Consider the following 13,906-nt stretch of genomic DNA (forward strand, 5'->3'; position numbering starts at 1 on the left):
AGCGGCTGGAGCAGCTCAATCTGTATTGAGGCATAGCCGCCTGTGGCGGCACAAGAATTGGGGCCGCGTCAGCGACCCCGCTAGCCGCTTTGAGCGGCTCACATAATGAAGGCCCCCGGCTTTGCCGGGGGATTGTTACTGTCAGTTTCACAACGCACTATGCGGGTTTTTATTTGCCGGTGCAGTATCTGGCAAAGGACCAGAGCATAAACGAGAATGCTCCGCTGCCTGAGTGGCTGAAAATTGAAAGGGTACAGGGGAAAATGCTTTCGGAGTTCCGAGAGTATGAGAACTCCAGGCCAGACGACGTAAAAAACAGCCCGGGTAACGTGACTTCGGCTTTTTATCATCTTGATCTCAGCAGCGGAAATCGTTTTGGTTCGTATCGCCCGTTTCCAGTGTACCTGAAAGATTTTTATGTCGAACCTTTTCCGGGACGAGCATTGCTGGATCATGTGCGTCCGCTGAATGGCAAGCCGATTTATCAGTACGTCAGCAATGATCGCGAGACATTGCATGATGTCGACGGTGTTGCTGATGCCTATGGCAATGTCAGTTTCCCGGAGATTACACAAATTCGAGGCAGAATTTCTGCTGGTTCCCCAAAGAGGGATTTTTCTTCAACGTCCCGGGAATATGGCCCAGGACCCTGGTACTGGCCAAGGTTCGAGGGGATGATTTATTAGTTGTTGTCGGTCTGGATATACATGAAAACCAAACATTTGATCATTACGCGTTTCAATGTGGCATCGCCAGGTCGCGAGGCTACGATACGCCTGAAGCGCGGATGGCTGGATGAGCGCTTCAAGTTGTTTGAGGATATCTGTTTGCCCAGTGTGGCGGCACAGTCCGAAAAAGATTTTGAGTGGGTGGTGTTTTTTGATGTCGAGACGCCTGCTGATTACAAGGAAAAAATCAACAGCTTGGTGGCTCTTTTTCCTTTTCGCCCTGTTTATACCGATAGCTTCGACATGCGCAAGCTTGGTCCTGATATCGTCCAGCATTATGCTCAGGCAGATTACCTGCTGACCTCTCGATTGGACAGCGACGATATTCTTGCGGTGGACTACGTTGAAAAATTGCAAAAAATAGCAGCAGGGCTGGACGGGCGGTTCGTCATAAATTTTGATAGCGGTGCTATTTTGCAATTGAACAATGGGCGACCAGCGCTTTATGAATATCGTGATGACAGCAATCCATTTGCCTCCCTGATCGAAAAATTCGGTCCGGATTCAAAAACGATCTGGGGTGTGCAACATACCGAGATTCATGAGTTGGGCGAGGTTGTCCATGTGGAGGGCAAGCCGATGTGGTTACAGGTGGTTCACGGCGGGAACGTTTCCAATCGTGTTCGGGGGCGGCGTGTTCCTGTCGGAAAATACAATGATGATTTCCCGTACATGACGAAAATATCCAGCAAGATTGATGAAAGTGCAGCGGAACTGTTTTTTGATGAATATGTGCGTGGAGTATTCAGAAGTATCAAGGAAGCGTTGCGTTCAGTTGCAAAGCGTATTTATAAATCGGTTTTCAAGTAAATTGGCTTAATAACATGACTCCCGATTGTTCCACGGTTTTTCTGAGCAGGTTTGCATGAGGCTGGTTTCGCTGCTCGATCAGATTGTTTTTTCTGCTGCCAATTTCTTGATTGGGGTGGTATTGATCAGGGTTTACACGCCGGTTGAGTATGCCGGTTATGCGAACGGATTGATTTTTGCGTTGGCAATCGCAGGTTCGTACCGGATGAGTTTTTCGGTACCTGTTTCCTTGCTCGATGATCGTCGTTTCAGATTGAGAATGCAGGCAATCCCGGCGCAGCATGCAATGGTTCTGTTTCCATTGCTGATGGTGGCTCTGCTTTTTGGTTTGTTCGAGTTTTTCTTTGGAACCCGCGGCCTGGTTTATACGACAGCATTCGGTATCGTTGGTTGCCTTGCACTTTTTTTGTCCATCGATATTGATCGTGTTGTTTCATATCGATTTTTTCACGGGCATGTTCGTCTGATATTTTCACTGGCATTTTCCATCGCCGTCATGTTGTGCGCTGCCGCTGTGTATTTCTTCAGACCACGCTTTGAGCTTGCCATGTTTTGTCTGATGGCATTGGCGCTATTCAAAACACTGATGGTCGGCTTGAGGGTTGGTGGATTTCGCTGGCGTTATGCCCGTCTTGTATGGCTGCGGCTGATCAGAACGACTGTTGGCTGGAATACTTTCGGGACCGTTTCGGCAATTGGTTACGCTTCGGCGCCTCAGTGGCTGCTTGGCTTTTTCAGCGGAGCTCATGCGGTAGCCGGTTTTGCTGCAGTGCGGTTGCCGCTACAGCCGCTGATGGTTGTCATCAGGAGCCTAGATGTTGTCGACAAAATCCTGTTCGCACGAACCGCTTCTGCGTCTGCTGCCTCCGGGCGTCTGAAACTTATCAGAACGTATTTTACCTACCTCGGGTTCAGTGTGTTTTTTGGTTTTTGCATATTCAATTGGTCCGCCGAGATAATACGATTTGTTGTTGGTGAGAGGTATGTTGAATTCGCACCGGTTTTTAAGCTTACCATCGTCGCTTATATCTTGATTTCTACCATGGCGCCATTAGAAACCGTAGTCTACAAGCTGGAAAGATTTAGGTCGTATGCTTATTCACAGCTGATTGGTGGAGTTGTCGGCTTGGTGGCCTGCGTGCCGTTGATTTTGTACAAGTCGGCGGAGGGTGCTGTTATTGGCAGTATTGTTGGCTATTTGGTTCCATATGTTTATTTGCTGGCTTTGTTCTACCGAGAAGTCATGCGCAAGTAAATCGTTCGATCGACTATTCTTGGATTGTTTGGGGGTTATTTGAAACGCATTCTTGCAGTGGCATCCAGCGGTGGGCATTGGATTCAGCTTTGCCGTCTTCACCCCGTGTTCAACGGGTATCAGGTCAGCTATCTTTCGACAAATATCGAGCATGCCAAAGAGGTCGATGGAAAGTTGTATACGGTGATTGATGCGAATCAATGGAGCAAGTTTCGCATGGCTCTCATGTTTCTGCAGGTGGCATGGGTCCTGATCAAGTCACGGCCGGATGTGATTATTTCGACAGGGGCTGCTGTCGGCCTGGCAGCGATCCTGTGGGGGAAAGTGATCGGTGCAAAGACGATATGGGTTGATAGCATCGCCAATGCCGAGGAACTGTCAGGTTCCGGTGCCAAAGTTGGCCGCTTTGCCGATGTCTGGCTGACGCAATGGGAGCATCTGGCTCGGCCGGGTGGGCCGCAATACTGGGGAAGTGTTTTATGATTTTCATCACGGTTGGTACGCAACTACCGTTCGACAGGCTGATAAAAGTTCTGGACGTCTGGGCTGGAGAAAATGCAAGCACCGGGGTTTTTGGCCAGATCGGTCCTTCGAAACTCATCCCCAAAAATTTTGAGAGTGCAGCTTTTCTTTCCCCGTCAGAGATTGCTGAGAAATTTTCAAATGCTGATTTGATTATTGCTCACGCTGGGATGGGTACTGTACTTAGCGCGATGAAGTTGAGAAAGCCGATTCTGATTTTTCCCCGACGAGCGGATCTGGGGGAACACCGAAACGATCACCAGATGGCCACTGCTCGCTGGCTTGAGTCTCGCTTGGGGCTGACGGTTGCTTTTGATGAGGAAGCGCTTTTGGACAGATTGCAGTCTTGGAAATCAATCGGACCTGGGCCGGTTATTCCAGATTATGCTTCCGCCGATTTTGTGGATCGACTTAGAGGGGCTATCGCTTCGTTTTAAGTATATTGTGCTGCATTCTCTCTTTAGCAGCGGTTTTCTGGTAGCGGATTGCAGGTAAATTCACGAAGGTGAAGGATATAGTTGGCCAATTGAAGGCGACGGGACGTTCCGATACTTATGCCCACCGCAAGGTACGTCGGCCCCCGGGGCTGGTACGAAAGCATTTATTTCGGCTCGCGTTTCCAAGTCAAGCGCAGTGTGGTCAAGCCGGGCGGCGTGTTCTCGCCGCAGATGCACCTCCACCGCGCTGAACACTGGATCGTGGTTTCCGGCATAGCACGGGTGACCAAGGGCGAAGAGACTTTCCTGGTGTCGGAGAACCAATCGACCTATATCCCATTGGGCACCACGTACCGCTTGGAAAACCCCGGCAAGCTGCCGCTGGAGATGATCGAGGTGCAGAGCGGGGCCTACTAGGGCAAGGATGACAACATGTGTCATGTGGTTTGAAGATCGCTACGGGCGGTAAGTCGATGATCAGTGTGGGCAAGATTGGCGGGTTTGAGTGAGGGATTTTTTTTCCTGGGTTTTACTGGCGGCGGCAATGGCCGCGACCTTGCTGCTGAATTTGCCCGAGGTGCGTTATTCCTCCCTGGCATCGGTGACGCCGACGCTGGCGGATGAGGGTTTGCGCCGGCTCGGTGAGCCGGTGTTGACGCCTTTGCCCGTTGGCTTTGTGCTGTCGGCGGCGGATTCCGAGAAAACGCGCGGTCTGGCCTGGGCGTTGCCGCTGGCGGATGGGGCGCAGGCAGTGCGGGTCGAGGCTTCAGTGGCGCTGGATGCCGTGAGTGAGGGCGAGAAACCCTGGCATCGGGCGATGTTGTCGGTGCGCATGGTCGATGCGCAGGGCAAGGCGCGTGAGCGGGCGGCGTTCATCGGTGCCGGGACGCAGGCCGGGGCGGTGGATTCGGTGATTCTGCTGGTGCCGGAAACCACCGAGCTGCAGTTGATGGCGCGCTTGCTCCGGGTGCCCGGAACGTTTTCCGTGAGCGAGTTGCGGCTGTCCTGGGTGGTGGAGCGTGCCTGGGTGTCGCCGGCTTTGCTGGCCTTGTGGGTGCTGTGGCTGGTGGCCTTCGGTGCCTTGCTGGCGCACTGGCTGCATGCGGCGCGTTACCGGGCCGGGTTGGTGCTGGCGTTTGCCTTGGTGCTGGCGGCGGTGGTGATGCCGGGCGAGTGGCGCGATGTGTTGCAGCAGCAGGTTACGGCGTTTGTGCACCAATGGCTGGCGGACTGGCTGGGCTGGTCGATGCCGGTTTCGGAAGGGCGCGGGCTTTCGGATTATGTGCATTTCCTGATGTTTGCGCTGCTGGGCGCTGCCTTGGCGGTGGCGCGACGCGATCTGGCGGCGTGGCGCTTGATCGGTGGCCTGATTTTGCTTGGGGCGGCAACTGAAATTGTGCAGTTTCTGGTACCGGGCCGCGAGGGCGGCTGGCTCGATGTCGGCCTGGATGCGGGTGGGGCGATGCTGGGTGTGTTGATGGTTCGCCTGAGGTTTATGCGTATGGCTTGATTGACTATGATCAATGTCATATATGCCTATTTTTGTCATCATGGCATCATCCTAACGTGATCACATTGTCACTGTCGCGTTGATTGGTTTCCATCATGACTGAGATGTCCGGCGGGTTGGTTCGGCCCCATAGTTCCAAGATCGGTTTTTTTCATCGGGTGCTTGATGCCCTGGTGATCCTGTTCTCTTTGACGGTGGCACTTCAGGCGACGCATGGCCTGGAATTTTCCGGGCAGTACGCGCAGGCCGGCGTGTGGGGCGTGATGCTGTTCCTGATGATCGGCGGGGCGCGGCACCTGTATTCTTCCTGGCGCCTGGTGCCGGTGCATGAGGCGGTGGCGGCAACCCTGGTGACCTGGTTCTGGACGGCGGTTGCGCTGGTTTTCCTGGCTTTCCTGAGCAAGACTTCGTCGGATTACTCGCGGATGGCGATGCTGACCTGGTTCGTCCTGGCGCCGGTGTTGCTGGCGGTGATCCGGGTGGTTCTGCGTATGGTGCTGAATGCTTTGCGCACCAACGGGCGCAATACCCGGACGCTGGCGATTGCCGGCAAGACCAAGCTGGGCAAGCAGGTGGTGGACAAGGTGCAGCAGACGCCCTGGCTGGGGATGCGCTTCATCGGTTATTACGACGACCGTCTGGCCAAGCGCGATTGCAAACACGCTGCCGAGGATACGGAAGGCGTGGGCCGTTTCGAGGAGCTGGTGGCGCTGGCGCGCGAGGGCAAGGTGGATTACATCTACATCACCCTGCCGATGAAGGCGGAAAACCGCATTGTCGAGCTGGTCAATGCGCTGAGCGATACGACGGCGTCCGTATATCTGGTGCCCAATTTCTTCGTCTTCGACCTGCTGCACGGCAAGATGAGCAGCCTGGACGGCATTCCGGTGCTGAGCCTGCATGAAAGCCCGTTCTACGGGGTCGATGGCTGGTTGAAGCGGCTGGAGGATATCGTGGTGGCGAGCTTGATCCTGATGATCATCGCGCTGCCGATGGCGGTGATTGCGGCGGGTGTGAAGCTGACTTCGCCGGGGCCGGTGTTGTTCAAGCAGCGTCGCTACGGTTTGAACGGCGCCGTGGTCGAGGTGTGGAAGTTCCGCAGCATGACGGTGTGCGAGGATGGCGACAAGGTGGTCCAGGCGCAGAAGGGCGACATGCGGATCACGCCGTTCGGGGCTTTCCTGCGGCGGACCTCGCTCGACGAGTTGCCGCAGTTCATCAACGTGTTGCAGGGGCAGATGTCGGTGGTCGGGCCGCGACCGCATGCGGTGGCGCACAACGAGCAGTACCGCCGGCTGATCCGGGGTTACATGCTGCGCCACAAGGTCAAGCCGGGGATCACGGGCTGGGCGCAGATCAGCGGCTGGCGCGGCGAGACCGAGACGCTGGACAAGATGGAAATGCGCGTGAAGTACGACCTTGATTACGTGCAGAACTGGTCCTTGTGGCTGGATATCAAGATCATCTTCCTGACGGTTTTCAAGGGTTTCATCAACAAGAACGCATACTGACGGTTGCCGCCGGGGCCGTCCGGCAGGCGATCCTTATCTCCAAGGGGAATTTCGATGGCTAAGGGAATGATTCTGGCTGCAGGCCAGGGCACGCGCGTGCGTCCGTTGACCAAGTTCGTGCCGAAGCCGATGGTGCCCATTCTGGGCAAACCGGTCATGGAGTACCTGATCGAGCACATGGCACGTTATGGGGTGCGCGACATCATGGTCAATGTGGCCTTCAACCATTACAAGATCGAAAACTACTTTGGCGACGGCCGGCGCTGGGATGTGAATCTCGGTTATTCCTTCGAGGGCGCGCGTGAGCATGGCGAGATCGTGCCCAAGGCCATGGGGTCGGCGGGTGGCATGCGCAAGATTCAGGATTTCGGCGGTTTCTTCGATGAGACGACGGTGGTGGTCTGCGGCGATGCGATTGTCGACCTTGATATCGGCGCGGCGCTGCATGAGCACAAGACCAAGGGCGCACTGGTCAGCGTGGTGACGCTGGAGGTGCCGCTCGATCAGGTGCAGAACTACGGCGTGGTGGTGACCGACGACAACGGCAAGATTCTCTCTTTTCAGGAGAAGCCGAAGCCGGAAGAAGCGAAGTCGCGGCTGGCGAGTACCGGCATCTATATTTTCGAGCCGGAAGTGCTGGACCTGATTCCGCAGGGCGTGCCGTTCGACATCGGCAGCGAGCTGTTCCCGATGCTGGTGGAGAAGGGCTTGCCGTTCTATGCGCAGAAGCGTTTCTTCAACTGGATCGACATCGGCCGCCTGAACGATTACTGGGAAGTCTCGCAGCGCGTGTTGCGCGGCGAGGTGGCGCAGATGGAGATGCCGGGCAAGGAAGTGCAGCCGGGCGTCTGGGTCGGCCTGAATACCTCGGTGGCCTGGGAGAGCTCGAAGCTGGTCGGGCCGATCTACATCGGTTCCAACGTGCGCATCGATCCCGGTGTGTCGATCATCGGCCCGGCCTGGATCGGCCACGGCAGCCACATCCGCTCGGGCACGCGCATCGAGCGCTGCATCGTGTTCGAATACACGCGCATCGGCGACGCCCAGACGATGAAGGAAATGATCGTCTCCCCCCAATACTGCGTCGGCCGCGACGGCGTTGCCCACTACCTGGGCGAAGACGCCAGCCCGTACCGCTGGGGTGATGCGCGCGGGTGAGCTTGGTGGGCTTGATCCCCGTTTAATGCATTTGTCAATTATGTCGTGTGCGTATAGCATTGCTGCGTGCGCGACTTTTCCATCCTTCATCACGGTGCCGCCGATGGTGTGACCGGCTCCTGCCACGAACTTCGGCTGGCGGACGGGCGTGCCTTGCTGGTCGATTGCGGTTTGTTCCAGGGCGCGGAGTTGTCTGCCGACGGGGCGTCGGCGCGTTCGCCGGAAATCGATTTTCCGGTGGGCGGGGTGATGGCGCTGGTAGTCACCCATGTGCATATCGATCATGTGGGGCGCATTCCCTATTTGCTGGCGGCCGGGTTTCGCGGGCCCATCCTGTGCAGCGAGGCGTCGGCGATGCTGTTGCCGCTGATGCTGGAGGACGCGCTGGCCGTTGGCGCGACCAGTGATCGCCAGTTGATCGCCCGGGTGCTGGGGCAGATCGAGCGGCAGATGGTGGTTCTGCCGTACAAGACCTGGCATGCGCTGGCGCCGGGGTGGCGGGTCAAGTTGCAGCCGGCCGGGCATATCCTGGGTTCGGCGTATGTCGAGGTGCAGTTGCGCGACGGCCTGGCGCCGTCTTCGCCGGATGGCGAGTGGCGGGTGGTGTTTTCCGGGGATCTGGGCGCGCCCCATACGGCCTTGCTGCCGGCGCCGCGGGCGCCGTGGCGGGCCGATGTGGTGGTGCTGGAGAGTACCTACGGCGACCGTCTGCATGCCGGGCGCGCGGATCGGCGCCGGCAGTTGCGTGTGCTGGTCGAGCGGGCCTTGCGCAATCGGGGCACGGTGCTGGTGCCGGCGTTCAGCATCGGCCGGACGCAGGAGCTGCTGTACGACCTGGAGGCGATCATTGCCGCACGCGATAGTGCAGGTGGCTTTGATTGGTCGTCGCTGGAGGTGATCGTCGATTCGCCCCTGGCGGCGCGTTTGACAGAGTCGTATCGCAAGCTGCGCCACCTGTGGGACGCCGAGGCGCGCCGGCGCGTGGCGCATGGCCGGCATCCGCTGGCGTTCGAGCAGTTGTATACGGTCGACACGCATGCCGAGCACCTGGCCACGGTCGATTACCTGACGCGCACGGCCCGGCCGGCGCTGGTGATTGCCGCCGGCGGCATGTGCACCGGCGGCCGGGTGGTGAATTACCTCAAGGCCATGCTCGGCGACGCACGCCACGATGTGGTGTTCGTCGGTTACCAGGCGGCAGGCACGCCGGGCGCCGCCATCCAGAAATACGGCCCGCGTGGCGGCTATGTGGAGCTCGACGGCAAGCGCTACGACATCCGCGCCGCCGTGCACACGCTGGGCGGCTATTCGGCGCACGCCGACCAGGGCGACCTGGTCCGCTTCCTCAAACGCATGCGCCACCATCCCGCCGAAGTCCGCCTGGTGCACGGCGACGCCCCGGCGAGAACCGCGCTGGCAGCGGCGATCAAGGCGGATCTGCCGGGTGTGCGGGTGATGGATGGAATCGTTGATAAGCGTTAATTAACACTTTACAATCAACCTATGATCAAGTCGTTTCTGCATAAGGGGCTTGAGGCCTTTTTTCATACGGGTAGTAAAGCCGGTATTCAACCGCACCACGCCGCCAGACTGCGCGTTCAATTGACTATGCTGGACAAGGCTGGCGGGCCAGACGACATGAATGCACCCGGTTGGCGGTTGCATGCTTTGGCTGGTGAGTTGCACGGGCATTTCTCGATAGCTGTAAACGGGAACTGGCGGCTAACTTTCCGTTTCGAATCGGGTGATGCGGTATTGGTGAATTATCAGGATTACCACTAGGAGAAGAATCGTGAGCAGGATGCATGACCCGGCACATCCGGGTGAGGTGCTAAAAGAATGGATACCTGAAAGCATGACGGTGACGACTGCTGCCGAGCAGCTTGGCGTTTCTCGAGTGACTTTGTCGAAGATTTTGAATGGTAAGGCCGGTATTTCTGCCGAGATGGCCTTGCGGTTGTCTGCCTGGTTGGGCACAACGCCTGAAGTCTGGCTGGAAATGCAGTTGGCAAGAGACTTGTGGGAAGCGGAACAGAAACCGTTGCCAACGGTAATCCCATTGAAGATGGCTGCTTGAGTACTTGTCTGTATTCCATCGGCTTACTACACTAGCTGCCTTTCCCATTGCACTGTCGCCGATGCCAGAATCTCCTGTCGCGTCTTACCGTTCTTCCGATTCCGTTCGCGATCAATGGGTTTTTTACGGGCTGCTTGGCCTGTTGTGCTGGATTCCCTTGCCGCTGGGCAGCAACCGGACGTTTGCTGCCGGCATCGTGATTGTCTGGGCGGTGTTGTTGCTGGGCGGTGCGCTGTTTGCCTGGCGCAATCATGCGGCGGCGATGGCCGAGCGTTTGCGACCCTTGCGCTGGCCGATCGTGCTGCTGGGCCTGTTCGTGCTGATTCCGTGGATACAGATTTTTCCGTGGCCGGCCGGGGTGATCGGTGCGTTGTCGCCGGAGGCGCTGGCGGTCTGGGATGGCGTCGGTACGCCGCGGTTCACGCTGGATCCGTACCAGACGGAGTTCTTCGCGGCGCTGTCCTTTGCCTACTGGGCGGTTTTCGTGGTGGCGCTACTGACGGTACGCAGCCATCGTCGGCTCGACCTGCTGGCGCTGGTGCTGGTCGGCAGCGGGGTGTTCCAGGCGATCATCGGCGCACTGTTGTTCTCGTTCGGCGCCAATTACACGCTGTTCTTCTCCGAGGTGATTCACGACCGCGTCCGGGGAAGTTTTGTTTATCACAACCACATGGCGGGTTACATGGAGCTGTGCCTGTCGATGGGCATTGGTCTGATGCTGGCCCGCCTGGGCAACGACGGCGGCGGCAGTCGGCACTGGCGCAGCCGTATGCGCGGGGCCATCGATTTCATGCTCAGCCCGAAGATGCTGCTGCGCCTGATGCTGGTGATCATGGTCATTGCCCTGGTGCTGACGCGCTCGCGGATGGGTAACGGCGGTTTCTTTGCCGCGCTGATCGTGGTCGGTCTCGTGTATATCCTGTTGTCGCGCAAGACAGCGCCGAAGGCGGTGGCGCTGATTGCCAGCCTGATCATCATCGACGTGGTGGTGATCGGCACCTGGGTCGGCCTGGAGAAGGTGGTCAGCCGGGTCCAGGAAACCTCGATGACCATTGAGGGCGAGGGGCGCGAGGAGTCTGTCGAACTGCGCTTGAGCGCGGCCCGGCATGCGATGGACATGGTGCAGGATTTCCCGGTGCTGGGCACGGGGGCGGGGAGTTTCTACGGGACTTACCTGCGCTACCGGACGCCGCGCGAGGGGTATTTCGACCATGCGCACAACGATTACGTCGAGATTGCCGCCGATTTCGGTCTGCCGGGGCTGGGCCTGCTCGGGGCTTTCGTGGCGCTGACGCTGGCCGCCGGGGTGCGGGTGCTGGTCAGGCGCCGATCCAGTCTGCCGCGCGGCATCGCCTTCGGTTCCCTGATGGCGATGGTGGCACTGATCATTCATAGCTGGGTCGATTTCAACCTGCAGATTCCGGCGAATGCGCTGACCCTGGTGGTGATCATGGCCATGGCTTGGTGCGCTGGTGCGCTGCCGTCCGGCGGCGGGCAAGGGCGGCGACGCCCGAGCGAATGACGTCGGCGCAGGCTTTCGGTAAGCTGCCGCCTTTTCTGCCGGATAGACCATGACTGCCGATTTGATTGCCGGACTCGATCCCGCTGCCGTGTGGCGCCATTTCGCCTTGCTCTGCGCGACACCGCGCGCCTCGAAGCAGGAGGCGGCACTGCGCGACAAATTGCTGGCCTGGGCGCGGGCAAGGTCGCTGACTGCGCGGGTCGATGGTGCCGGCAACCTGATCCTGAAAAAGCCGGCGACGCCCGGTTGCGAAAATGCCCCGACCGTGGTCCTGCAGGCGCACCTGGACATGGTCTGCCAGAAGAATGCCGACAGCGATCACGATTTCTCCCGCGATGCGATCCAGCCGGTGCTGCGCGATGGCTGGCTGCTTGCGGAGAAGACGACACTGGGCGCCGACAACGGCATCGGCGTGGCGCTGATCCTGGCAGCGCTGGAAGACGAAACGCTGCGCCACGGGCCGCTGGAAGCCCTGCTGACCATCGACGAGGAAGCCGGCATGGGCGGCGCCCGCGGCCTCGAACCGGGCTTGCTCGATGCCTCGCTGATGCTCAACCTGGATACCGAGGCCTGGGGCGAGTTCTATCTTGGCTGTGCCGGCGGGCTCGATGTTGATGTGCGCCGCGACGGCGAGCCCGAACCGCTGCCGGCCGGCTGGACGGTCCGCCGGATCGCGCTGAATGGGCTGCGCGGCGGGCATTCCGGCGTCGATATCCACGAGGAACGCGGCAACGCGATCAAGCTGCTGGTCGGCGTGCTGCACGACCTGGCCGGCGTCATGCCTTACCGGTTGGTGTCGCTGCATGGTGGCTCGGCGCGCAACGCCCTGCCGCGCGAGGCCTTCGCCGTGCTGGCGCTGCCCGAAGCCGATGGGCTGGATGCCTGGCTGGCGCAGCAGCAGGCGGCGTTGCGCGAACTGCTGCGCGGTGTGGACGACGGCATTGCCCTGAGCGCGCAAGCGGCGACGGCGGATGCGGTCATGGCCGGCGCCGAGCAATTCACCTGGCTGGCGTCGCTGCATGCCGCGCCGCATGGCGTGAAGCGTTTCAGCCGGCAGGTGGCTGGCGTGGTCGAAACCTCGAACAACCTCGGTATCGTCGAACTGACACCGGACGCCGGCTACGCCAATTTCATGGTCCGCTCGCTGGTCGACCGCGCGGCCGACGCGCTGGCCGACGAGATTGTCAGCCTGTTTGCGCTGTCCGGCACCGCTGCCGAAAAATCCGGCCAGTATCCGGGCTGGCAGCCGAACCCGGATTCGGCCCTGCTGCAAACCTGCCAGGCGGTGTTCAAGCGCGATTTCGGTGGTGATTCGACAGTCCAGGTGATCCACGCCGGCCTCGAATGCGGGCTGATCGGCGCCCAATACCCGGGCCTCGACATCGTCTCCTTCGGCCCGACCATCCACGGTGCGCACGCCCCCGGCGAGCGGGTCGAGGTGGCGTCAGTGGAATGTTGCTGGCGCCTGCTGCGGGCGATCCTCGGCGAGATCAGCGGCGGCTGAGCGGCGCTTTCCGCTGCTTGTCGTTGGCCTGACGCAGGATGTCGGTCTTCTGCAGCAATTCCACGACCGAGCTGACTTCGAATTTCTGGAAGATCACGCTGCGGTGGGTTTTGACGGTGTTGACGGAAATGCCCAGTTCTTCGGCGATCTCGGCATTCTTCCGGCCGCTGACGACCAGCCAGAACACCTTGCGTTGGGAGGCGGTCAGCGATTCGAAGCGGCCGACGATTTCGACGCGCTGACGTTGCGTCGCGGCAGCTTCGCCGTGCGATCCGGTGGTTGGGCGATTGGGAAAGACGTGCTGATCGAGCATGACCACCAGTTCGGCGTCGAAATCGATTTCCGGTGCTTCGGCCTTGCCCAGCCGAACGAGACGATTATCGAACAACGATGAGTGATTGCCCAACCACTCACCGGTAAGTTTTTGCAGGAACAGGCTGGCTTCGTAAGGCGGCTCGCTTTGCACCTGCAGGGCCAGCCGCTTCAGTTGCCGGGCAATGCCTTCATGGGCCGCCTTGTGCGCCTTGATGTGGGCCTGGCACACCGGGGTGTCGGGCAGCAGTTCCATCATCTTTTCTTCGTAGGTCGCGTGGCCGATCAGGAAGGCGGCGAGTTCTCCGGTCAGGCTGGCCAGGCTGTTGCCGCATTCGGTTTGGCGGCCCGGTGGGCAATGGGCGCAAACCGGCTGGGACAGCGGCGTGCTTTCACTGCAGAAACTGGCGAGCTGCTCGACCATGTTCTCGAGGATGCTGTGTTGCTGATCGATTTCTGCATTGCCCGTATGGTGGATGCCCATGGTGTTTTTCTTTTTCTCGGTCCTGGTTGTGTAAGCGATTGAATTATATATTTTTGCTGCTTGGTGAATATCACCC

Annotated in this window: 14 protein-coding genes and 1 pseudogene; 14 read left to right on the forward strand and 1 reads right to left on the reverse strand. The window is 59.0% G+C overall.

The window, feature by feature from the left end:
- The first annotated feature begins 89 nt into the window (after positions 1-89).
- The 14 genes and pseudogenes from Q0799_RS14815 to Q0799_RS14880 all read left to right on the forward strand — a co-directional run bounded on the left by Q0799_RS14815 (position 90) and on the right by Q0799_RS14880 (position 13,034).
- Complete coding sequence (locus Q0799_RS14815) at positions 90-686, forward strand: hypothetical protein (protein ID WP_298399726.1); 597 nt, start codon at positions 90-92, stop codon at positions 684-686.
- Positions 687-707: 21 nt separating this feature from the next.
- On the forward strand, positions 708-1,538 hold the full coding sequence (locus Q0799_RS14820) for a glycosyltransferase (protein WP_298399728.1): 831 nt from the start codon (positions 708-710) through the stop codon (positions 1,536-1,538).
- Between the two features lie 55 nt (positions 1,539-1,593).
- Positions 1,594-2,793 (forward strand): hypothetical protein, encoded by a 1,200-nt coding sequence (locus Q0799_RS14825; protein WP_298399731.1) that lies wholly within the window; start codon positions 1,594-1,596, stop codon positions 2,791-2,793.
- Positions 2,794-2,832: 39 nt separating this feature from the next.
- Positions 2,833-3,276, forward strand: coding sequence for a hypothetical protein (locus tag Q0799_RS14830; protein WP_298399733.1), 444 nt, complete (start codon positions 2,833-2,835; stop codon positions 3,274-3,276).
- Positions 3,273-3,752, forward strand: coding sequence for a glycosyltransferase (locus Q0799_RS14835; protein WP_298399735.1), 480 nt, complete (start codon positions 3,273-3,275; stop codon positions 3,750-3,752). The genes Q0799_RS14830 and Q0799_RS14835 overlap by 4 nt, the downstream gene beginning before the upstream one ends.
- Positions 3,753-3,820: 68 nt before the next feature.
- Positions 3,821-4,169: pseudogene (locus tag Q0799_RS14840) on the forward strand (cupin domain-containing protein); the annotation flags it as partial.
- Between the two features lie 127 nt (positions 4,170-4,296).
- A complete protein-coding gene (locus Q0799_RS14845; protein ID WP_298399737.1) occupies positions 4,297-5,262 on the forward strand; it encodes a VanZ family protein in 966 nt (321 codons plus the stop codon).
- Between the two features lie 95 nt (positions 5,263-5,357).
- The gene (locus Q0799_RS14850) at positions 5,358-6,773 is read left to right on the forward strand and encodes an undecaprenyl-phosphate glucose phosphotransferase (RefSeq protein ID WP_298399739.1); all 1,416 of its coding nucleotides are present in this window, start codon (positions 5,358-5,360) and stop codon (positions 6,771-6,773) included.
- Positions 6,774-6,839: 66 nt separating this feature from the next.
- Positions 6,840-7,931, forward strand: coding sequence for an NDP-sugar synthase (locus Q0799_RS14855; protein WP_298399741.1), 1,092 nt, complete (start codon positions 6,840-6,842; stop codon positions 7,929-7,931).
- Between the two features lie 66 nt (positions 7,932-7,997).
- Positions 7,998-9,413, forward strand: coding sequence for an MBL fold metallo-hydrolase (locus Q0799_RS14860; RefSeq protein WP_298399743.1), 1,416 nt, complete (start codon positions 7,998-8,000; stop codon positions 9,411-9,413).
- A 21-nt stretch (positions 9,414-9,434) separates the two neighbouring features.
- The gene (locus tag Q0799_RS14865; protein ID WP_298399744.1) at positions 9,435-9,713 is read left to right on the forward strand and encodes a type II toxin-antitoxin system RelE/ParE family toxin; all 279 of its coding nucleotides are present in this window, start codon (positions 9,435-9,437) and stop codon (positions 9,711-9,713) included.
- A gap of 19 nt (positions 9,714-9,732) precedes the next feature.
- A complete protein-coding gene (locus tag Q0799_RS14870) occupies positions 9,733-10,008 on the forward strand; it encodes a HigA family addiction module antitoxin (RefSeq protein ID WP_281982505.1) in 276 nt (91 codons plus the stop codon).
- Positions 10,009-10,069: 61 nt separating this feature from the next.
- Complete coding sequence (locus tag Q0799_RS14875) at positions 10,070-11,530, forward strand: O-antigen ligase family protein (RefSeq protein WP_298399746.1); 1,461 nt, start codon at positions 10,070-10,072, stop codon at positions 11,528-11,530.
- Between the two features lie 49 nt (positions 11,531-11,579).
- Positions 11,580-13,034, forward strand: coding sequence for an aminoacyl-histidine dipeptidase (locus Q0799_RS14880; protein WP_298399748.1), 1,455 nt, complete (start codon positions 11,580-11,582; stop codon positions 13,032-13,034).
- Here Q0799_RS14880 and Q0799_RS14885 read toward each other — a convergent pair.
- Positions 13,021-13,830 (reverse strand): LuxR C-terminal-related transcriptional regulator, encoded by an 810-nt coding sequence (locus Q0799_RS14885; RefSeq protein ID WP_298399750.1) that lies wholly within the window; start codon positions 13,828-13,830, stop codon positions 13,021-13,023. The genes Q0799_RS14880 and Q0799_RS14885 overlap by 14 nt on opposite strands.
- Positions 13,831-13,906 lie beyond the last annotated feature (76 nt).

The organism is uncultured Azonexus sp. (genome assembly GCF_937982035.1).
In the GTDB taxonomy this organism is placed as follows: Bacteria; Pseudomonadota; Gammaproteobacteria; order Burkholderiales; family Rhodocyclaceae; genus Azonexus.